The organism is Vibrio sp. VPAP30, from assembly GCF_001188205.1.
GTDB lineage: Bacteria > Pseudomonadota > Gammaproteobacteria > Enterobacterales > Vibrionaceae > Vibrio > Vibrio bivalvicida.
This window is the reverse complement of sequence record NZ_LBLS01000016.1, coordinates 257505-279764: the sequence shown is the minus strand read 5'-3', so window position 1 is coordinate 279764 and position 22260 is coordinate 257505. Positions and strand designations below refer to the sequence as shown.

General features: G+C 45.5%; 20 protein-coding genes. 4 read left to right on the top strand and 16 right to left on the bottom strand.

What is annotated here, in order from left to right; genetic code table 11:
• Window position 1: 1 nt before the first annotated feature.
• A complete protein-coding gene (locus tag ZX61_RS05495) occupies window positions 2–1402 on the top strand; it encodes a Y-family DNA polymerase (protein ID WP_049843698.1) in 1401 nt (466 codons plus the stop codon).
• 15 nt (window positions 1403–1417) lie between these two features.
• Entirely contained in the window at window positions 1418–4489 is a 3072-nt protein-coding gene (locus tag ZX61_RS05490) for an error-prone DNA polymerase (RefSeq protein ID WP_049843697.1), read from the top strand.
• Between the two features lie 73 nt (window positions 4490–4562).
• Here ZX61_RS05490 and ZX61_RS05485 read toward each other — a convergent pair whose 3' ends face one another.
• Together ZX61_RS05485 and mlc are read right to left on the bottom strand one after the other, a co-directional pair.
• Window positions 4563–5510 carry a chemotaxis protein CheV gene (locus ZX61_RS05485; protein WP_049843696.1) on the bottom strand — a complete coding sequence of 316 codons (948 nt, stop codon included), beginning with the start codon at window positions 5508–5510 and terminating at the stop codon, window positions 4563–4565.
• 132 nt (window positions 5511–5642) lie between these two features.
• A complete protein-coding gene (mlc, locus tag ZX61_RS05480) occupies window positions 5643–6860 on the bottom strand; it encodes a sugar metabolism global transcriptional regulator Mlc (RefSeq protein ID WP_049843695.1) in 1218 nt (405 codons plus the stop codon).
• A 341-nt stretch (window positions 6861–7201) separates the two neighbouring features.
• On the opposite strand from mlc, the gene pyk reads away from it, so the two are divergent.
• Window positions 7202–8644: a pyruvate kinase gene (pyk, locus tag ZX61_RS05475; protein ID WP_049843694.1), complete on the top strand. Its 1443-nt coding sequence runs from the start codon at window positions 7202–7204 to the stop codon at window positions 8642–8644.
• Window positions 8645–8685: 41 nt separating this feature from the next.
• Here pyk and ZX61_RS05470 read toward each other — a convergent pair whose 3' ends face one another.
• Entirely contained in the window at window positions 8686–9837 is a 1152-nt protein-coding gene (locus tag ZX61_RS05470) for a patatin-like phospholipase family protein (protein ID WP_049843693.1), read from the bottom strand.
• 7 nt (window positions 9838–9844) lie between these two features.
• A complete protein-coding gene (cydH, locus tag ZX61_RS23940; RefSeq protein ID WP_150114958.1) occupies window positions 9845–9937 on the bottom strand; it encodes a cytochrome bd-I oxidase subunit CydH in 93 nt (30 codons plus the stop codon).
• A gap of 133 nt (window positions 9938–10070) precedes the next feature.
• On the opposite strand from cydH, the gene ZX61_RS05465 reads away from it, so the two are divergent.
• Window positions 10071–10667 carry an outer membrane beta-barrel protein gene (locus ZX61_RS05465; RefSeq protein WP_049843692.1) on the top strand — a complete coding sequence of 199 codons (597 nt, stop codon included), beginning with the start codon at window positions 10071–10073 and terminating at the stop codon, window positions 10665–10667.
• Window positions 10668–10708: 41 nt separating this feature from the next.
• On the opposite strand, the gene ZX61_RS05460 is transcribed toward ZX61_RS05465, so the two are convergent.
• The 12 genes from ZX61_RS05460 to ZX61_RS05405 form a co-directional block, all read right to left on the bottom strand.
• Window positions 10709–11131 (bottom strand): hypothetical protein, encoded by a 423-nt coding sequence (locus ZX61_RS05460; protein WP_049843691.1) that lies wholly within the window; start codon window positions 11129–11131, stop codon window positions 10709–10711.
• 357 nt (window positions 11132–11488) lie between these two features.
• The gene (ptsG, locus tag ZX61_RS05455; protein ID WP_049843690.1) at window positions 11489–12919 is read right to left on the bottom strand and encodes a PTS glucose transporter subunit IIBC; all 1431 of its coding nucleotides are present in this window, start codon (window positions 12917–12919) and stop codon (window positions 11489–11491) included.
• A gap of 444 nt (window positions 12920–13363) precedes the next feature.
• Window positions 13364–14131 (bottom strand): TatD family hydrolase, encoded by a 768-nt coding sequence (locus ZX61_RS05450; RefSeq protein ID WP_049843689.1) that lies wholly within the window; start codon window positions 14129–14131, stop codon window positions 13364–13366.
• The gene (gene holB, locus ZX61_RS05445; protein ID WP_049843688.1) at window positions 14122–15084 is read right to left on the bottom strand and encodes a DNA polymerase III subunit delta'; all 963 of its coding nucleotides are present in this window, start codon (window positions 15082–15084) and stop codon (window positions 14122–14124) included. Before holB ends, ZX61_RS05450 begins: the two co-directional genes overlap by 10 nt.
• Before the next feature lies 1 nt (window position 15085).
• Complete coding sequence (gene tmk / locus ZX61_RS05440; RefSeq protein WP_049843687.1) at window positions 15086–15715, bottom strand: dTMP kinase; 630 nt, start codon at window positions 15713–15715, stop codon at window positions 15086–15088.
• Window positions 15712–16728 carry an endolytic transglycosylase MltG gene (mltG, locus tag ZX61_RS05435; RefSeq protein WP_049843686.1) on the bottom strand — a complete coding sequence of 339 codons (1017 nt, stop codon included), beginning with the start codon at window positions 16726–16728 and terminating at the stop codon, window positions 15712–15714. Before mltG ends, tmk begins: the two co-directional genes overlap by 4 nt.
• A complete protein-coding gene (pabC, locus tag ZX61_RS05430) occupies window positions 16725–17528 on the bottom strand; it encodes an aminodeoxychorismate lyase (RefSeq protein ID WP_049843685.1) in 804 nt (267 codons plus the stop codon). The genes mltG and pabC overlap by 4 nt, the downstream gene beginning before the upstream one ends.
• A gap of 104 nt (window positions 17529–17632) precedes the next feature.
• The gene (gene fabF, locus ZX61_RS05425) at window positions 17633–18874 is read right to left on the bottom strand and encodes a beta-ketoacyl-ACP synthase II (protein WP_049843684.1); all 1242 of its coding nucleotides are present in this window, start codon (window positions 18872–18874) and stop codon (window positions 17633–17635) included.
• A gap of 92 nt (window positions 18875–18966) precedes the next feature.
• Window positions 18967–19200 carry an acyl carrier protein gene (gene acpP, locus ZX61_RS05420; protein WP_004406112.1) on the bottom strand — a complete coding sequence of 78 codons (234 nt, stop codon included), beginning with the start codon at window positions 19198–19200 and terminating at the stop codon, window positions 18967–18969.
• Between the two features lie 306 nt (window positions 19201–19506).
• A complete protein-coding gene (gene fabG / locus ZX61_RS05415; protein WP_049843796.1) occupies window positions 19507–20241 on the bottom strand; it encodes a 3-oxoacyl-ACP reductase FabG in 735 nt (244 codons plus the stop codon).
• Between the two features lie 28 nt (window positions 20242–20269).
• Entirely contained in the window at window positions 20270–21193 is a 924-nt protein-coding gene (fabD, locus tag ZX61_RS05410; protein ID WP_049843683.1) for an ACP S-malonyltransferase, read from the bottom strand.
• A gap of 84 nt (window positions 21194–21277) precedes the next feature.
• Window positions 21278–22258: a beta-ketoacyl-ACP synthase III gene (locus ZX61_RS05405; RefSeq protein WP_049843682.1), complete on the bottom strand. Its 981-nt coding sequence runs from the start codon at window positions 22256–22258 to the stop codon at window positions 21278–21280.
• Window positions 22259–22260 lie beyond the last annotated feature (2 nt).

Sequence of the window (22260 nt, the reverse complement as noted above, 5' to 3'; positions counted from 1 at the left end):
TATGCAAAGCTGGATCTACCTACACTTTCCAACTCTACAACTTGATGCACTTTTCTCAGAACAGGCATCCTTGCCACTGGCGATTGTTGAGTCTAAGCGCTTTAAGATCGTTCAGTGTAATGAGATTGCCCGTCAGCAAGGAGTACAAACTGGCATGGGTTTAGGTAGTGCAAGTGCGATGTGTCACCAGCTTCAAGTTCACCCTTATGATCAAAAGGTTGAGCAGCAAACTCTGCTTGATATTGCCCAGTGGCTATATATGGTCACCTCAGATATTTGTCTGTTGCCACCGCAAGGCGTGTTACTCAAAGCCACCAATATGTTGTCACTCTATGGTGGGCTAGAACCCTATTGGCAGCGCGTTTCACAGCACTTAACGCAACTACAACTCAGCTACTCTTATTCGAGCGGCTTTTCTCCTTTCTCGGCTATCGCCTTAGGAAAAGCCAGTACTGCCCTACTGACTCTAGAGAAAGAACAACTCATCAAGGTCATCAAGCCTTTTCCTCTTACTGCAACCGAGCTTGATCACAAGACGGTGGAAAAGCTCCAACGGGTTGGCATCACGACACTCACCGATTTGCTCGATATCCCAATCAAAGAGCTCGCTCGCCGCTTTGATATTGATTTGGTCAACTATGTGGGCAAATTGATGGGACAGTTTAAGCATCCTATCGATTTCTATCACCCACCAGAGCATTTCGAAAACTATCAAGAATTGTTGTTCGATATTGAGAATATTCAGTGGTTAGAGAAACCTCTCACTAAGCTGCTCAACAAGCTTGAGTATTTTCTGACTCTACGTAACCAAGTCGGCTATGAGTTGGAGCTGGTCTTACATCAAAGAGACAAAGACGATGCTTCCGTACGCTTTTACTCAGCCAGTGGTGATTACCTCGCTGCGCGTTGGATGATATTGTGCCAGCTAACGATGGAATCTTTAAAGCTCGATGCCCCCGTCCAAGGGCTGACACTGCGCTTAATTCGCAGCGGCGAGCTTGAATCCACCAGCGCCGACCTTTTTAAAGGCTTCCAAGGTGAACAGACTGAGTTAGAACTGATTGGCCTATTGCAAGCAAAACTAGGTAAAGACAAGGTACGTAAGGTGGCTCACTGCCACGATCCTCGCCCAGAAAAAGCCACCTTTCTCTGTGACCCTACCCTTCCCATTCCGACCAAGGTGGAAAGTCAAAGATTACGACCTAATATCCTTTTGCCCGCGCCAGAACCTTTACAGGAGAAAGTCTCTATTATTCAAGGCCCTGAACGCTTCGTGACAGGCTGGTGGGACGGTGATGATATGACTCGCGATTACTTTGTCGCTCGTAGTGACCAAGGGCGTTGGTTATGGGTATTTCGTAATCAAGACAAGCACTGGTTCGTCCATGGATTGTTTTGTTAGTCCGGAGCGCATGTGATGTCTTACGCTGAACTTTTTTGTCAAAGTAACTTCTCTTTTCTCACTGGCGCCTCACACGCTGAAGAGCTGATCTTGCAAGCAGATTTTCTGCGTTATCACTCCTTAGCGATCACTGATGAATGCTCGGTTGCAGGCGTGGTACGTGCCTACACGGCAAGTAAGAAGCATGAGCTTAATATTGAGCTTATTGTTGGCAGTATGTTCTGGCTTAGCCAAGAGTGTCAGATCGTGTTGTTGTGCCCAAACCGAGAGGCTTACGCTGAGCTCTGCCGTATTATCACCAATGCGAGAAGGCGTTCCGAAAAAGGCAGTTACCAACTTTCCGAATGGGACTTAATGTCCGCCAAGCGCTGCCTCATTCTCTGGTTACCCAGTCATAAATCCAGTGACCATAAATGGGGAAACTGGCTTGCTCAGCATCATAAACATCGACTTTGGCTAGGTATTCAGCGCCACTTAAAATCTGACGATAAGCAATACCTTGAGCACTGCGAGCAACTTGCCCAAGAGATACAGCTACCGATTAGCGCCTGTGGCGGTGTACTCATGCATACTGCGACCCGTTTGCCTCTACAACACACGCTGAGTGCTATTCAGTCTGGGTGCAGTGTCAATGAATTAGGCGAACAGCGACTAACCAATACGGAAAGAAGCCTGCGTAGTCAGGAAAAACTCGCCAAGTTATTTAAACCTGAATGGCTGCAAGAGAGCGTAAAAATCGCCGAGCGCTGCGAATTTAGCTTAGGCGATCTACAATACGAATACCCTAGTGAGTTGGTTCCCGATGGCTACACACCAATGGGTTATCTCATCGACTTGGTTGAGTATGGGAAAAAGCTGCGCTTTCCTAAAGGCGTTCCAAGCGATATTCAAGCAACAATAGACAAAGAGCTTAAACTGATTGATGAGCTTAATTATCCGTTTTATTTTCTCACCATCCACGACATCGTGATGTTCGCTAAACGTCGCCGAATCCTCTACCAAGGGCGCGGTTCTGCGGCCAACTCCGTGGTGTGTTATTGCCTTGAAATCACCTCTGTAGACCCTAGACAAATTTCGGTGCTATTCGAGCGATTTATCAGCGCCGAACGCGATGAGCCACCCGATATTGATGTTGATTTCGAACATGAACGACGCGAAGAAGTTATCCAGTACATCTATCAGAAATATGGCCGAGAGCGTGCTGCTTTAGCCGCGACCGTGATTTCTTATCGCTTTAAAAGTGCAGTGCGAGATGTGGGTAAAGCGCTAGGCATTGAAGAAAGCCAGCTCGATTACTTTATTAAAAATGTTAATCGCCGTGACCGTGCACTCGGCTGGCAAGCTCAAATCGTCGAACTCGGGCTACAACCTGACTCTCTCAAAGGGGAGCAGTTCATCAATTTGGTCAACGAGATTCTCGGCTTTCCACGTCACCTATCACAGCATGTCGGTGGCTTTATTATTGCCGCTGGTCCTCTGTATGAACTAGTGCCGGTCGAGAATGCCTCTATGCCAGATCGCACTGTTATTCAGTGGGATAAAGACGACCTTGAATCCCTCAAACTACTCAAAGTGGATGTGCTGGCTTTAGGTATGCTTACGGCCATTCGTAAGTGCTTTGATTTGGTCGAACGCCTGCATAAGCAAACTTTGACCATTGCCGAAATTACTCGCCGCCAAGATGATGAGCAGGTGTATAAGATGATCCAGCGGGCGGATACCGTGGGAGTGTTTCAAATTGAGTCTCGGGCACAGATGAGCATGTTGCCACGCTTAAAACCCGCCACTTACTATGACTTAGTGATTCAAATCGCCATTGTTCGTCCCGGCCCCATTCAAGGGGATATGGTGCACCCATTTCTGAAACGGAGAAATGGAGAAGAAGCCGTCGATTACCCTTCCGAAGAGGTTCGTGCCGTACTAGAGCGCACCCTTGGCGTACCTATTTTCCAAGAACAAGTGATCAAGATTGCCATGGTTGCTGCCGGTTTTAGTGGCGGTGAGGCAGATCAGCTGCGCCGAGCAATGGCGGCTTGGAAAAAGAGTGGCGACCTAGTCAAATTCAAAACCAAGCTGGTAGAAGGTATGCTCAGCCGTGGCTATCAATTGGAGTTTGCCGAGCGTATCTTTGACCAAATCTTAGGCTTTGGTGAATATGGCTTTCCAGAAAGTCACTCAGCTTCCTTTGCCGTGCTCGCTTATTGCTCTGCCTGGTTGAAACACTATTACCCTGAAGCTTTTTACACTTCACTGCTCAATAGCCTGCCGATGGGCTTTTATAGCGCTTCACAGCTTGTACAGGATGCGCGGCGACACAAGGTCATCGTGTTGCCTGTTTGCGTTAATGCTTCCATGTATGACCACCAAGTCACCCACCACCAAGGCAAACTAGCTATCCGATTGGGTTTAAGGCAAGTGAAAGGACTCAGCCAACAAAGCGCCGAGCAGATCCTAAATGCCAGAGACAAAGGGCAATTTACTCATTCAGGGCAAATCAAACATATCGGCTTATCCAAGCGAGATATTGAGCTTCTCGCTTCTGCCAATGCGATGTATACCCTAAGCCACAACCGCTATCAAACTCGCTGGGCAATGATGGACTCACTCTCTGATTTGCCTTTGTTTCAAAATATTGAAGAACCAGAAAGCCAAGTGATTGCTACGCCCTCAGAGAGCCAAACCCTAGTTGAAGATTACGCTGCCACCGGATTGTCGCTCGCTAAACATCCAATAACCTTACTTGATAACGCAGGTGAGCTAGGGCGATTTACCCGAATGAGAGACTTAGCCGAAAAAGAACATCAATCACTGGTAACGGTGACTGGTATTGTGACAGGAAAACAAGCACCGGGAACCGCTGCTGGCGTAACCTTTTTCACTCTAGAAGACGATACTGGAAATATTAATGTCGTGGTTTGGAAAGCGACTGCGCGGGCACAGAAACAAGCCTACCTGACAGCGAAGATTCTACAGGTAAAAGGCATCTTGGAAAAAGAAGGTGATGTCCATCATGTGATAGCTGGTAGACTGATTGATATGACAGATAAACTACAAGGGCTCAGAAGTAAATCGCACGAATTTCACTAACTCGATAAAAGCCACAAGAGAGTGAAGACTCCCTTTTATATCCATTTTGACAGAGCACCGTCCGTGCTGAATGCTATTTAGATACTATATCTCTTAAGCGATCTTGAGCGACTTCAACCAACAAATCGGGTTGGAATTTAGAAATAAAACGATCACAGCCGACCTTTTCTACCATAGCTTCATTAAAGCTACCGCTGAGAGAAGTATTAAGCGTAATGTATAAATCTTTCATTCTTGGGTCAGAGCGAACTTCATGGGTTAGCTTATAACCATCCATCTCAGGCATCTCTGCATCCGTAATCATTAGTAGCAGTTCTTCAACCACATTCTTACCTTCGTCACTCCATGACTTTAGAAGATTCAACGCTTCAAGCCCATCGCGACACTCTATAATATTGAGACCGAGCTGTGAAAGCGTACCTTTAACCTGAGTGCGTGCCGTCGAGGAGTCATCTACAATCAAGACATTACGCCCGACCATTTCGTTAACTAAATCGTGATCTAACACCCCTTCAGAAATCGAAATATCGTAATCGATGATTTGCGCCAACACCTTTTCAACATCAATAATCTCAACGATCGCAGTCTCTTTACCATCCTTTACATGAGTAATCGCTGTTAAGTAATTTGCACGCCCAGCCGTTTTAGGTGGAGGCTGAATCTCCGTCCAAGCAGTATTCACAATGTTGCGCACTTGGCCAACCAAAAAACCTTGAATGGTGCGGTTGTACTCGGTAATGATTAGATTCTCTTCTTGATCTTCAAGGCGAGACGGAGGGAAACCAATAGCCGCCCGCAGGTCAATCACAGGAACAGAAACCCCGCGTAACGATGCGACCCCTGTAATATGGTGATGCGATCCTGGCATTTTAGTCAGTGGTGGCACTTTAATCACTTCACGTACTTTAAATACATTGATGGCGAAGATCTGTCGGCTATTCAAACTAAACAACAACAGCTCCAAGCGGTTTTCACCAACAAGGTTAGTTCGCTGATCGACGGTATTTAATACTCCAGACATACTGCTTCCCAACAAATGTATATATAACAAAAGTAGTCTATAGCAAGACTAAGACAAAAATAAACCCACATATCATTCAAAGATTATATGGGTTTATTTAAAAGATAAAGGAGAGCAACTGCTCAGAAAACATCATCCTTCAATAACTTTCATCAGCAGAAGACCATCGTACAAAGCTTGCTTGATTAATGCAGCACCAGGCATGGTAGCTTGTTTATAGAAGCGCGACTCAACCAGCTCTAAGTCACGATGATAAACAGGTAGACATTGCTCTTCGATACAGGTTTGAATCGCTGGATAAAGCACATCTTTTGCTTGATTGATTACCCCACCAATTAAAACCTTCTCAGGATTAAATAAATTGATCACAATCGCGATAGCAGAGCCTAAGTAGCGTCCTAATTTTTCGATAACATCGACAGCTAAAGGATCGCTGTTAGCCGCGGCCTCACAGATATCTTCCACTGAAATCTCTTCAATATCAGCAAGAGAGGATTTCTCACCTTTAGCGATTCGCTCAGACACCTCATTACGAATTGCTTGTGAGCTAGCTACGGTTTCAAGGCAGCCTAGATTACCACAATGACAGCGCTTACCGTTGGGATCTATTTGGATATGACCCAGTTCACCGATGTTACCATGACGACCTTGAAGTACACGTCCATCAAGGATAATCCCTGCACCTAAGCCGTGGTGAATAGAGATAAGTACTGAGTTTTCGTTTTCTTGCGAATGACCAAACAGACGCTCAGCTAGTGCCCATGCCCGTGTATCGTTGGCAATAAAAACTGGAAGGCCAGTCGCTTTATAGATTTCAGGCCCTAGTGGTAGGTTCTCAACATTGTAGTGAGGCATTTGTAGTACCACACCATTCTCAGAATTCACTAGACCGGGTAAAGTGATGGCAATACTGGTAACACGGTCAAGTTGCTCAGAATAGGTCTGAAAAAACTCATCTATTTCGTGCAAAAGGCGCGCGAGCACATCATCTTGGTCGACTTCATGGATATCAATTTTGGTATCAATCAGTACGTCACCACCAAGTTCGTGCAGTGCAATCGTTAGATATCCGCGTCCAAGACGCATAGATAGAAACTGCCACCCTTCATTGTTCACTTGCAGCCCAACTGCAGGGCGGCCACGACTGGTTGCTTCCTGAACAGTGGTTTCATGAATGAGGTGTGCTTCAATCAACTCTCGAGTAATTTTGGTAATACTTGCAGGGGCAAGTTCACTCTGTTTCGAGAGATCGATACGAGAAATTGGGCCTTTTTGATCAATGAGTTTATATACACGGCCAGCATTGACCTGCTTGATATGATCAATATGGCCAGGTTGAGCCATGTACATGGAGTACTCCAAATATCAACAACCTGGTAATTTTTTTACTTTGCGAAGTAATTGTGAAGAGCTTTGATGGATTGCCGTGACAAGGGTCACGTATAAACATGTTTGTTTGTGTACCTAATCATATAGCGAACAAATTATCACAAAACTAATCGTATTTTTTTGCATAAATAAATATGTCTTCCATCACCTTTTCACAGCCGTACATAAGAATGTCATCTTAAATAACAGCACAGATGCCATGCCTGTATATACTTATATCGAGCCTAGTGCACTTAAGAATGGAAACAAAGCATAGGTGCCGCCTAAATTTGACGGTGGCAACATCAATCAAGGAGCTCCGAATGACCTCAATCCAAAGAAGAACAAAAATTGTCTCTACTCTTGGACCTTCTACCGATATACCCGGCGTGCTCGAAGCAATTCTCGAAGCGGGCGTCAATGTAGTAAGAATGAATTTCTCACATGGTAGCGCGGATGATCACAGAGAACGGGCGACCAGAGTGCGCAACATAGCTGCTAAGCTAGGCACCCACATAGCCATACTCGGTGATTTGCAGGGCCCAAAAATTCGTGTCTCAACCTTCAAAGACGGCAAAGTCCAGCTCAATATAGGCGACATATTCACCCTAGATAACAAATTGGAAGCTGGGCAAGGAAACAAAGACGCTGTCGGGCTTGACTACAAAGAGTTGCCCAATGACGTTTCGACAGGCGATATCTTATTGCTTGATGATGGCCGAGTTCAGCTACAAGTAGTTGCAGTTACTGAGTCTCAGGTTCGGACAAAAGTCACTATCGGTGGCCCTCTATCGAACAATAAGGGCATCAACAAGAAAGGCGGCGGGTTATCGGCAGAAGCACTCACCGACAAAGACAAAAATGACATTAAACTAGCCGCTGAAATCAAGGTTGACTATCTTGCAGTCTCTTTCCCCCGTAACGGCGAAGACATGAAATACGCGCGCAGGCTTGCAACAGATGCTGGTCTGCAAACACGCTTAGTGGCAAAAGTCGAGCGCGCTGAAACCGTAGAGAGTGAAGAAAACATCGATGACATTATTCTCGCCTCTGATGCGGTAATGGTAGCACGTGGCGACTTAGGGGTAGAGATTGGAGACCCTGAATTAATCGGGGTGCAAAAACAACTGATTCGTCGTGCGCGAGCCCTTAATCGAACCGTCATTACCGCAACGCAAATGATGGAATCGATGATGGAGAATCCAATGCCAACCCGTGCGGAAGTCATGGATGTGGCGAATGCAGTATTAGACGGTACAGACGCAGTAATGCTGTCCGGTGAAACAGCCGCAGGTAAGTATCCATTAGAAACGGTTCGCTCAATGGCTGAAGTCTGTTTAGGGGCGGAAAAGATGTCTGCGGTTAACCGCTCTGGATACCGAATGGACTCAGTATTTGAAACCGGAGAAGAAACCATCGCGATGTCGACAATGTTTGCTGCCAACCATATGCGCGGAGTTAAAGGGATTGTGACTTTAACCGAATCAGGCCGTACCGCGTTGATGATGTCTCGTTTGAGTTCAGGCTTACCTATCTTTGCTTTATCACGTAATGAAAGCACTCTGAACCTCTCAGCGCTTTACAGAGGGGTTTTCCCTGTCTTCTTTGATGATAAGTCGGATATTGGCTTAGAAACCGCTGAAGCGGCCGTAGCAACATTAAAACAAAGAGGCCTTCTCGACGATGGTGACTTGGTTATCATTACCCAAGGTGACGTTATGGATGTGGTCGGTTCAACCAACTGCATGCGAATACTCGCCGCATAGTCGTCGATTGGCATTTCACTGAAGGGAGCCTTGTGCTCCTTTCAGCATTTTAGGGCAAAAGTAGGTTTATCAATACACTTAGAGAACGTCTCAACAAACTGGAAACCCGCATCAAGCCCAACTTGATAGTCATGAAGCAGATCTTGTCTTTCACTCATCAAAGAATTCGAACGCAGCGGTTGGTCTGGCTTAATCTGTAAAATAAAACAATCATCAGGAGGAGAATGTAAAAAGTCTTGAGTCAAAGAATACGTCTGGTAGTGCACCATCAGCATGTCGGCTAAACCCGAATCAAATTTATCCCCTAACAAATGGCTTAAGCGATAAATATCATCGGCACCAAACAACCAACGCCCACCATTGAGGACTTCTAGATGCATTTTATCCGTTTTCTCTTGCCGAGATTTCTGCACTTGTTCATTAAAAAACACACTCCAGTCTTGCTTCCATCGAGTTAACTTTTCTTGCCAGTGGTCTTGGATCACGTTGAATGAATCTCGTAGCCATTCGACGGGGGGCTCTTGATCGACTTCTTCGGTATCTGTTGTCAGATCTTCTCCTTCAGTGCGGATGACAACGATACAGCGAGCTTCCTTGCGCCACGCTTCCTGAACAGGAATAGAGGCAGAGACACCGCCATCGACATATTCTCCATGTGAAAACTGAACAGGTTGATTATACAAACGAGGGATCGCGCAGGTGGCAATCAGCACTTTCCTCCAGTCGTCTTGTAGCATCGGAAGGTAGTGATCGAACAGCCTGCTGGTATCGGTTACGGCCGCAAACGCCTGGCGCTTGCCCAGTACTTTACGACCCATATCTATATCTAGGCGGTAAGGGTAATCACATATTTTGTCTAGCGCCCAATCTAGACCCATGTATTTATTGTGTCGAATATAACGGAAAAGATGGAAGAACTCAGGGTCAGTCGTAAGATCGAGAATAAACGATTGCCCTATTCCTCTTTGCCGACACAGAAATGCGCATAAATTGAGGGCACCTGCTGACGTGCCATAGAAAGCGTGGAATGGGTCAAAATTAGACAGGAGGAAAGCATCAATAACACCAGAAGTAAAAATCCCTCTTTGGCCACCCCCTTGAGCAACCAATGCATTTTTACCGCCGGTGTACTTTTTCAATCGTTGAGCATCAAGTTGTACAGCAGCGTTGGTAATAACACCGCAATTCTTCATTGATAGGCTACGCAGTAGTAATCGCGGTAATACCAAAACCTAGTAAAACAGCGAAGACAACAGCCGTAATCACTAGGGCGTATTTTAGATTGTGTTCCATAGACACCTCCTTATTGTGTAACAAAGTAATAACATCCTTGTGAGGTATCTTCAATTATTACCTAATTTTCGTGCGGAATTATGGCGTTAGCATCACAATTAGTAGCATATGGTTATCGAATTAAGGATAAAGAATGAACGCTCCAGCACTGATACCGTTAACGTTAGTTTTATCTACGATGAGTTTAGTCGCGAATGCAGAGATGTATATCTCCCCTTGGGTTGGTTACACCGTGGGGGGAAGCGTTGAGGATCAAAATCAACAAGAGCTTGATTTAAAGGGTTCGGAAGGTTTCGCGCTCTCTATTGAAACAGATTTCGACACCGGGCGATTAGGTCTGTTCTATGCCACTCAAAACACAGATGTCGAAACAGTCAACGTAAGTACCACTATTCACTACCTACACTTTCAAAGCAGCGTTTACTATCCAATTGAAGATAAGATCTCTTCTTACTTAGGCATAGGGCTTGGCGGCTCTTACGTAGATGCAGACTGGGTCAACAAAGAACTAGGGTTCTCGGCTAGTATTTTTGGTGGCTTTGAGTACAACTTTTCCGATACTGTTGCAATCAATACTCAGCTCCGCTGGTTGGGAACGGTCGTCGACAACGACACAAGCGGTGTGTGTAACTTGCCGACGACAGGTGACAACTCTTGCATCATCAAGTTTAAAACTGATTGGATGAATCAGTTTTCGGCCAACTTAGGATTGACTATCCATTTTAACTAATCTCATCTAACGCAAGAGCTTTCTGAGGAAAATGATGGCAACTAGAAAGAGTACTTAACGCCGATTGCACCACCAATTTGCAGCTCGGGGCCACCGTATAGGTTAAGCTCTGGGTGTATTTGACCATACATATTCCAGCTTTTGCTCAAATTCCAATTAAGCCCTAAAGGGAGGCGGGCACCAAACTCTTTACCTTCCCACTCACTCCATGCACCAGCACCGACGTACCAAGTCACTGGGGTATTCGCTTCAAATGAGCCACGTTTTAGAATGTAATCAAAAGCGCCGCCATCATTGCCAACAATAAAGCGGTACTGATTATCAAGCTCGACCACCACACTCAGCCCTTGATCTAATGCCATTCCAACAGATAGATCTGTCGATTTAGGTTCTTCGGCGACCACTGAAACACTGCCCGCCATTGCCAATACGCCAACCACAGTGGAGATTCCATATTTTTTCATATCCATGCCATCTAGTACAAAATAAAACAGTGTGCGATTGTCCGAGTTTGTGGGGCAAAGATGTCAGAGAAAGGTGAGGATAAAGACAGAAGGTGGGATGCGAGATGAGAGATGAGAGATGAGAGATGAGAGATGAGAGATGAGAGATGAGAGATGAGAGATGAGAGATGAGAGATGAGAGATGATTTTGCCTTCCAGGAACAGCGAGTGTCAACAACTTGAGATAAGACACCAATAATCACCTCTCGGAGGAAGAAGTCCGATCTCGATTCTCGAAGCGAAGCGCAGCCCGTCCCTGCTTCAAAAACAAAAAGGAGGCCGAAGCCTCCTTTGTTAAACTTGATGAGTCAGTGGGAATTAACCGTGGTTACGGATCCACTCATCCATTTCAGTTTTCAGGTTGTCAGACTTAGTACCGAAGATAGCCTGAACACCACCTGCAACAACCACTACGCCTGCTGCGCCTAGCTGTTTTAGTTTGTCTTGATTTACAGCTTCTGTATCAGCAACTGCAACACGTAGACGGGTGATACATGCGTCTAGACCAGTGATGTTAGCTTTGCCGCCGAATGCTGCAACAAGCTCACCTGCCATGTCTGAACCAGAAGTAGCAACTGCTTCTTCAGATTCATCTTCACGACCAGGAGTCTTAAGGTCCATTGCCTTAATAACTGCGCGGAATACCACGTAGTAGATTGCAGCGTAAACTAGACCAACAGCAATCATTAGACCCATCTTCTGTGCGTTACCAGACAGAACTAGGAAGTCGATTAGACCGTGTGAGAATGAAGTGCCGTGTACAAAACCTAGAGTGTTTGCAACAATGTATGCAGAACCAGCAAGTAGAGCGTGGATACCGTATAGCAGCGGAGCAACGAATAGGAATGAGAATTCGATTGGCTCAGTGATACCTGTTAGGAATGAAGTCAGTGCAGCAGATGCCATGATACCCATTACTTTCGCACGGTTTTCTGGCTTAGCAGAGTGAGCGATAGCGATAGCAGCAGCCGGTAGACCGAACATCTTGAACATGTAGCCACCCGCTAGTTGACCGAAGCCATTACCAGCAGCACGAGATGCTTCATCAGCAACTAGGTAACAAGTAAGTACGCCGTTTTGAGTTTCGCCAGCAGCGTTAACACAAGTACCTGCTTCAAAGAAGAATGGTACGTTCCACACGTGGTGCAGACCGAATGGGATTAGAGAACGCTCAACGATACCGTAGATACCGAATGCAACTTGTGGGTTCTGGTGAGCAGCCCAATCAGAGAAAGATGCAATCGCGCCGCCAATTGGTGGCCATACGACAGAAAGAAGGATACCAAGACCAATAGCCGCGAAACCAGTAATGATTGGCACAGCACGCTTACCAGCGAAGAAACCAAGGTATTCTGGAAGTTGAATCTTGAAGAAACGGTTGAATGCCCAAGCAGCAACACCACCGACAAGGATACCACCTAGTACACCAGTGTCGATTTTTTCAACGCCCATAACACCAGCCATAACGCCTAGTGTTGCAGTCATGATGCCGTAACCAACGATAGCAGCAAGACCTGCTACACCGTCGTTGTTTGTAAAGCCAAGTGCAACACCCACAGCAAATAGCAGCGCCATTTGACCGAATACTGAGCCACCAGCTTGTTCCATTAGGTTAGAAACGATTTCTGGAATGAAGCCTAGGTCGGCAGCACCGACACCTAGTAAAATACCTGCAACTGGTAAGACCGATACTGGTAGCATCAGAGCTTTACCAACTTTTTGCAGGTTGGCAAAAAGGTTATTAAACATGTTTATGCTCCTGAAAAGTTATAAGAATTATTGGGCTCTAACGGCACACCCCCGTAGCCTTAAATGTTAGCACCCTGAAAAAATGTAACCACTTATGTCACTATATTTTCTGCCTCTAAATATATAGTGTTGCTCATCAATCTTTCTAGCGAGTTACGAAATTTAGTTTCAAACTAATAGCTAGATCACAATCAGAGAACACTTTTGAAATGCATTTCAAAGAGATAAACCATTGATATTAGGTTTGTTATTAAAAATATCGATTAATTTTGATGGGTAAATAAAATAGAGTCATTTGTTATTTCATGTAACAAAATTACACTAGGCACTTTTTTAACTCTCAAGTTCAACAAATTTAGTAAACAACACCAAAAAAGCGTTTACCTGTGATGCTGATTACAAAAAAAAGGAGCCAAAGCTCCTTTTTTACCCAAAACTCTTTTTCTATCTCAAAAAAAGATTCCTGAAGTTTTCGCTGGTCTTTTCTCCAACCTCCCCCAATGAGCACCCCTTCAGTTGCGCGATATAAGAGGCGACTTCTACAACATATGCAGGTTGGTTCTGTTTACCGCGATGAGGGACAGGTGCTAAATAGGGAGAATCCGTTTCAATAAGTAACTTTTCTAGCGGCAGCGCTTTGACCACCTCTTTGAGTTCTGTTGCTTGTCTGAAGGTTACAATGCCAGAAACTGAAATGTAAAAGCCGAGATCCATCGCCGCTTGCGCGAACTCGAGATCCTCTGTAAAGCAATGAATCACACCACCACAGTAATCTGCATTGCCATTTTTCAAAATAGCTAACGTATCTTTCCGTGCATTGCGCGTATGTATGATTAAAGGCTTATTTAGCTTAACGGCAAGATCGACCTGTTGCTCGAATCGAAGTTTTTGCAGCTCTGCGGTTTCAGGTTGATAGTGGTAATCGAGTCCTGTTTCCCCAACAGCCACAACTCTTGGATGTGAGGCATATTCGTGCAAACGATCGAGAGCAAAATCACTTTCCACATCCAGTGGGTGAACCCCACAGGAAGCATAGATATTGTCAAATGGCTCTATCATTTCCAACATGTTGGGAAAAGAGTCGAGTGTGACACCGACAGATAGAAGCTCATTTACGTTTGCCGCCTTTGCTTTAGCGACAACGTCTTCTATTCCTTGGTGGAGTTCTTGGTAGTCCAGTTTGTCTAAATGGCAGTGAGAATCTACAAACATATTTCCCCGTTGAATTTGAAAAGCCAATCTAATATAAGCAGCTCTGCGTTAAGCCCCGTATGTGTTCTTAACTGTTGCGTGAGCTTCACAAGTTCCTGCGTCTGGATGTACAGGCGTTGATATTCGACGATCTGAGCCAACTTTTCAGCACCCGGAGTAAAGAACGGCATTGCCAACCCGTAGTGCACTTTTTGCGTATCGGTTAACAAGTACCACAACCAGTTCAGATATTCGGCATGCTCTGAAGCTAGCTCTTTAGCAAGCTTAGTCACATCTGCTTGATTGTGGCAATGTGCGATGAATTCTGATTCAATCGATACATACTGACTCATTTTATCTTGATTGATAAACTCAAGCGTTGCTAATGGTGCATTACCATTTATATGCGCGGCATAAGTAGGAACTGGCTTTTCTGCTTGTTCGCTAAGCCAATTCGTCACCACAGAGGACTCAGGTACGGTAAGGTGCCATTGCTGGCATCGACTAGTTATAGTCGGTAGCAGTGAGTTAGCACGGTGGGTCACCAGTAAGAACATACAAGTTGCCGAAGGCTCCTCAAGCGTTTTCAGCAAGGCGTTCGCAGCCGATTCGTTCATGGCTTCCGCTGGTTCAATGACAAATAGCCTTAACCCGGAAAGCTGTGAAGACTCCTGAGCGATTCGATTACACTGACGGATCTGTTCGACTGTAATAGCCTTACCCTGCTTCTCTGGTTTAACAACATGATAATCAGGGTGACTTTCAGACTCCATCAGTTGGCAACCGTGGCAAAAGCCACACGCTTCAGCGGGATAGTTCTGACACATCACCGCTCGGCTAAAATGCTCTACTAAGCGCTCAGAACCCATCCCTTCATCAGAAATCAATAAAGCGGCATTTGAAAACCGATCCGCTTGAAGGTTTAATTGCCACTCTGTCCATAATGGAGAGAGCCACGGGTATAGCTCATTCATGCTATGCGCTCACCCAATTGGTCACTACAGCCGAGATGTCTGCAGCGACCTGGTCAATACTTTGCTCTGCGTTGACCACAACGACGGTGTCATCACTCTCTGCAAGTTCAAGGTAACGCTCACGCGTACGGTCGAAAAAGCTCATATCCATTTTTTCAATTCGATCAAGCTCCCCGCGGCCACGAGCACGTTCAAGGCCTACTCTCGGATCGATATCGAGATAGATAGTCAGATCAGGTTTAAAGTCACCTAAGGTGGTGCGTTTAAGTGCCGTCATGGTTTCACGCGGTATCTGACGCCCCCCCCCTTGATAAGCTTGAGAAGACATATCATGGCGATCACCAACAACCCAACTGCCAGAAGCCAATGCAGGTTTGATTACATTCTCGACAAGCTGAACACGCGCGGCGTACATCAGCAGCAGCTCCGTCATATCTTGCAGCTCTTCGCCTTCATGCTCTTGCTTAACTAATGTGCGTAGCTGCTCAGCCAATGCCGTACCGCCTGGTTCACGCGTATTTTTTATGTGTTCGACACCAGTATTTCTCAGTGCTTCTAATACTGCTTTTATAGCCGTACTTTTACCTGCACCCTCTAGACCTTCAATGACAATAAATTTCGCGTTATTCATTTATTACTTCTTAATTGTTTTAAATAAGCTCGAACAGCTCGGTTATGTTCGGCCAATGTTTTTGAGAATACATGTCCACCATTACCACTCGCAACAAAGTAAAGATAATTACTATCTTCTGGATTTAGAGCCGCTTGAATAGAAGCTTCTCCGGGCATAGCGATCGGCGTAGGTGGTAGACCGAAGATAGTATAGGTATTGTAAGGTGTCGGTGTACGCAGGTCTTTCTTGCGGATATTACCATCGTACTTATCACCCATTCCGTAGATAACGGTTGGATCGGTTTGCAAGCGCATACGTTTGTTTAACCGGTTAACGAATACTGCCGCAACGCGCTCTCGCTCAGATTCCACTGCAGTTTCTTTTTCGATAATCGAGGCGAGAATAAGTGCGTCATAAGAAGTCTTGAGTGGCAACTTATCTTGGCGAGTCGCCCAGTGCTCATCAAGTACCATCTGTAATTTATCGGCGGCACGCTTAAGAATATCTAAGTCCGAGGCACCAAACGTATAGTGATAGGTTTCCGCAAGCAGTAGACCTTCAAGCTTTTGATGCTGAACGCCCAGTTTTTCGGCGATCTCGGCCTCACTTAAGCCATCTAATTCATGCTTAAGATAAGGAGCGTTTTGAATAGTTTCTTGCCACTCTTTAAAGTTTGAACCCTCAACAAAAGTAATCGAGAATTGGTGCTCTTTGCCCTGTTTAAACTGTTTCAAAGCGCTCTTCAGCGTTGAATCTGACACCAATAAGTAAGTGCCAGCACGCAGTTGAGCTAGCTCAGGATGGAAACGACGCACAAGCTTCACCACGTCGCTCGTGTCAATCATTTTTGACTCTGTAAGTTGTTCGAGTACGCGATTAAAACTGGTCCCAGACGCAATAGTAAAAATCTGCGACTCTTCGATTTGAAGTGGTTGATTGAGATACTGCTCAACTTGTTTGACAATATAGACGTAGCCGCCTGCAGCGATTGCTGCAACAAGCAGTAAAAATAGAGTGATTTTTTTAATCACGACTCGATCATCTCCTGAATTCGTTTGGTTGTATTTCCAATATCAAACTGGTGCGAACTAATCGCTCGAATCGGTGCAACGCCCAAAATTGAGTTAGTCACAAAGACCTCATCAGCCTCCATCACTTCAGCCAGTTTAAACTCTCCAATTTGAGTACTTATCCCTTGAATAGCTGCCCACTCTAGAACATCTCGGCGTATCACACCACTTACCCCTGCTTTGTCCAAAACTGGCGTAAACAGGGTTGAATCTTTAAACCAGAACAAATTTGCCATTGTGGTCTCAATTACATTCCCTTCGATGTCTAGTGCAATTCCATCAGCAAAGGAGCGCTGTTCAAGCTCAGCTTTTAACAGAATTTGCTCTAGTCGGTTGTTGTGCTTATGCCCCGCAAGCAACGGATTATGGCCAAGTCGTAAGTCACACACCCCGAGAACTAAACCTTGCTGCTGCCATTGTTCATAATGTGCCGGATAAATAAAGTCGCTAATAGTAACATTTGGTGAGGTTACTTGAGTAGGGCTATATCCCCTGCCTCCTTCGCCGCGGCTGATATGCAGTTTCAGTCCGGCTTTATTATCACTACGGGCCACTTGTTTGAGCCAACCTTCAACCTCGTTCCAATCTGGGCGTGGAATACGCAGCGTATCCAAACAAGCATTCATACGAGCAACATGCAGTGGCCACCGACATATCTCGCCTTCACGCGTTAGCATAGTCGTGAAACAGCCATCACCGTATTGGAACGAGCGATCAGTCAATGAAATTGAATCTGCATAGACTCCATTCACCATGAACATGTCATATCCTTTTATCACTGATTGCGAATTTATAACCCATTAAATAACAAAACGGCTTAATGCCAAAGCACTAAGCCGTCTATTTAATCTAACTCAGAAGGTATTTAGATTTTTTTAAACACTAGAGAGCCATTCGTACCACCGAAGCCGAACGAATTACAGATAGCGTAATCCATCGAAACCTCTTTAGCAGTATGTGGAACTAGGTCAATATCTAAGCCTTCTTCTGGATTGTCTAGGTTGATCGTTGGTGGAACCATTTGATCTACGAGCGACATCACCGTAACGATCGCTTCAACAGAACCCGCAGCACCAAGCAAGTGGCCGGTCATAGACTTAGTTGAAGAAACTTTCACTTGCTTAGAGCCTTCTTCACCTAGTGCGCGCTTGACGCCTTTAATCTCAGCAACGTCACCGGCTGGTGTAGAGGTGCCGTGAGCATTCACATAACCAACTTGAGTACCTGTGATACCCGCATCTCGCATTGCTGCTTCCATCGCTAGAGCGCCACCTGAACCATCTTCACTTGGAGAAGTCATGTGGTAAGCATCGCCAGACATGCCAAAACCAACAATCTCCGCATAGATTTTAGCCCCGCGAGCTTTCGCATGTTCGTACTCTTCTAGAACCATCATGCCTGCGCCATCACCAAGAACAAAACCGTCACGGTCTTTGTCCCAAGGACGCGATGCTTTTTGAGGTTCATCATTGCGAGTAGAAAGTGCTTTCGCAGCACCAAAGCCTGCCATACCCAGTGGAGTAGATGCTTTTTCAGCACCACCCGCAACCATAGCTTCTGCGTCGCCGTATGCAATCATACGGGCCGCATGGCCGATATTGTGTAGACCTGTAGTACACGCCGTCGAAATCGCGATGTTAGGGCCGCGAAGACCACGCATAATAGATAAGTTACCTGCAACCATGTTTACAATGGTTGATGGTACGAAGAACGGGCTCACTTTACGTGGACCTTTCTCAACAAGGGCAGTATGCCCGGTTTCGATGAGATCGAGACCGCCAATGCCTGAACCGATAGCAACGCCAACGCGAGCAGCATTTTCTTCGTTGATTTGTAAACCAGAGTCATCTAGAGCTTGGATACCTGCTGCGATGCCGTATTGAATGAAGAGATCCATTTTACGTGCATCTTTTTTAGACATGTATTCAGTACAGTCAAAACCTTTTACTAAACCCGCAAAGCGAGTAGAAAAGTTTTCAGCATCAAAGTGCTCGATATTCTCGATACCGCTTTGACCTGCTAGCAGGGCTTTCCAAGATGATTCTACGGTGTTGCCTACCGGTGACAACATACCCATGCCAGTGACAACAACACGACGCTTGGACACGATATTATTCTCCGGGATTGAAATGATTCTATGGAAGGATAGAAGGGTTAAAAAGAACACAGGCGGCCAGAAGGCCGCCTGGGAGAGATAGATTACTGAGCGCTGTTTACGTAGTCGATTGCAGCTTGAACAGTAGTGATTTTCTCAGCTTCTTCGTCTGGAATCTCAGTGTCAAATTCTTCTTCTAGAGCCATTACTAGTTCAACAGTGTCTAGAGAATCAGCACCTAGATCATCAACGAATGAAGCTTCGTTCTTAACTTCAGCTTCGTCTACACCTAGCTGTTCAACAATGATTTTCTTTACGCGTTCTTCGATGTTGCTCATTTTTTCTTTTCCTTTACAGATTTCGCCTAATGCGATGATTCAGTAGTTTATTCGAACTACTGAAAGTTGCAAGAGGGACCTTGCTGGTCAAACCACAATTTTAGCGATTTTAACCGAAATTCAATACATTTTTGACTTAAATCATGCACAAAACTTGCGCATGTTCATGTCAACAGTCACAAACTATAGGCTATTTTTACGAGAATAAATAGCCAAGTTAACGACATTAAGTGCAAATTTACTTCACCCGCAGAATTTTGAATGAAATTTAATGAAAAAGTTCACTAATACTGCAAGGTAAGCGATTTACACCATGTACATGCCGCCATTTACATGCAAAGTTTCACCAGTAATATATGCCGCCTCTGGAGAAGCTAGGAACACAACCGCTGATGCAATTTCACGTGGGTCACCCAATCTACCCGCAGGAACCGCTGACAACGTCGAGGCACGTTGCTCATCGTTCAGAGCTTTAGTCATGTCTGTTTCGATAAAGCCAGGTGCTACTGTGTTGACAGTAACGCCACGTGAAGCCACTTCACGTGCCATAGACTTAGTGAAGCCAATCACACCAGCTTTAGCCGCAGCATAGTTTGCCTGACCTGCATTACCCATAGTACCAACAACAGAACCTACGTTGATGATGCGACCAGCGCGCTTTTTCATCATACCGCGAAGTACTGCTTTAGACATACGGAAAATAGGCGTTAGGTTGGTATCGATGATGTCATCCCACTCTGAATCTTTCATTCGCATCAGTAGGTTGTCACGTGTGATACCTGCGTTATTAACCAGGATGTCAATCGCACCAAACTCATCGTTAATAGTCTTAAGTGTTGCTTCAATAGACTCAACGTTAGTCACATTAAGTGCTAGACCTTTACCATTTTCACCAAGATATTCGCTGATTGCAGCAGCACCACCTTCAGAAGTCGCAGTACCAATGACTATCGCTCCGCGCTCAACCAGTAGTTCAGCAATCGCGCGACCAATACCACGGCTTGCACCCGTAACTAGAGCAATCTTACCTTCTAGGTTCATCATGTTCGTTATTCCTATGTCCTTAAAATTACTTAGCAGCTTCAAGAGAGGCAGTATCGTTTACTGCTGCGCCGCTTAGTGTTTTAACAATTCGTTTTGTTAAGCCAGTTAACACTTTGCCAGGGCCAAGCTCTAGCAGTTTCTCTACACCTTGTTCATTCATTAGTTGCACGCTCTCAGTCCAACGTACTGGGCTGTATAGCTGACGAACTAATGCAGCTTTGATTTTTGCAGGTTCAGTTTCAGCAATAACATCAACGTTATTGATCACTGGCAATTGAGGTGCGTTAAATTCGATCTCTTCAAGTGCTACTGCTAACTTATCTGCTGCTGGTTTCATTAGCGCGCAGTGAGATGGTACTGATACTGGTAGTGGAAGAGCACGCTTAGCGCCAGCTTCTTTACACAGTGCACCAGCGCGCTCAACCGCATCTTTACTACCAGCGATCACTACCTGACCTGGAGAGTTAAAGTTAACTGGTGATACCACTTCGCCCTGTGCCGCTTCTTCACACGCTTTAGCAATCGCATCATCATCTAGGCCGATAATTGCGTACATTGCACCTGTACCTGCTGGTACCGCTTCTTGCATTAGCTGACCGCGCAGTTCAACAAGTTTGATGGCTTGTTTAAAATCAATAACACCAGCACATACTAGTGCAGAGTATTCGCCTAAGCTGTGACCTGCTAGGTTAGTTGGCTGCTCTAGGCCTTGCTGTTGCCAAACGCGCCAGATAGCAACTGATGATGCTAGAAGCGCAGGCTGTGTACGGTGTGTTTGGTTGAGATCTTCTGCAGGACCATTTTGGACTAGCGCCCAAAGATCGTAGCCTAGTGCTTCCGATGCTTCTGCAAAAGTTTGTTTAACGACTTCAAACTGTTCGCCAAGTTCAGCAAGCATACCCACAGTTTGTGAGCCTTGACCTGGAAATACGATAGCAAACTTGCTCATTTTCTTTTCCTTAAACCTATTTCTTTATACAAAGAGAAGAAAGAAAAGATGCCCTTTTAGCATCTTTAATTTGAATTCTGTTGATTAGAACTTAACCAGAGCTGAGCCCCAAGTAAAGCCACCACCAAATGCTTCAAGCAGCAGCGTTTGACCACGCTTGATTCGACCGTCACGTACCGCTTCATCAAGCGCAGTTGGTACTGTTGCAGCTGAGGTGTTGCCGTGACGATCTAAAGTAATAACCACCTGGTCCAACGACATAGCGAGCTTTTTCGCTGTCGCAGAGATAATTCGTAAGTTTGCTTGGTGAGGAACTAACCAGTCTAGATCAGATTTATCCATACCATTCTCTTTTAGCGTCTCTTTCACAAGACGCGAAAGCTGAGTCACGGCTACTTTGAATACTTCGTTACCTGCCATATGCAGCCAACTATTGATATCTTCGCTGTGCTCCGACTCACTTGGTACTTTCTCGTGGCGGTCTGGGAACTTAAGGCTCAGTAGCTCGCCAAAACGACCATCAGAGTTAATGGTTGTCGATAAGATGCCAGGCTCTTCACTTGCTCCAACGACAACAGCACCCGCAGCATCACCGAAAAGGATAATCGTTGAACGGTCATTGGGATCACACGTTTTAGACAAAGCGTCCGCGCCGATCACTAGAATATTTTTACAATGGCCTGTTTTGATGTACTGATCGGCAACAGACAAGGCATATACAAAGCCTGAACACGCTGCTGCCATATCAAAGGCAGGGCAATGCTTAATACCAAGAAGTGCTTGTACCTGACATGCCGCAGACGGGAAAGCATGAGAGCCACTAGTGGTTGCTACCAGAATCATATCGATATCGTTTTTGTCGATACCTGCCATCTCGATAGCATTCTTCGCCGCATGGTAACCCATGTCAGCAACAGTTTCGTTCTCTGCTGCAATTCGACGCTCTTTAATACCCGTGCGAGTAACAATCCACTCATCACTTGTATCTACCATTTTCTCTAAGTCTGCGTTTGAACGCACCTGAGATGGCAGGTAGCTGCCAGTACCTAAAATTTTGCTATACATGA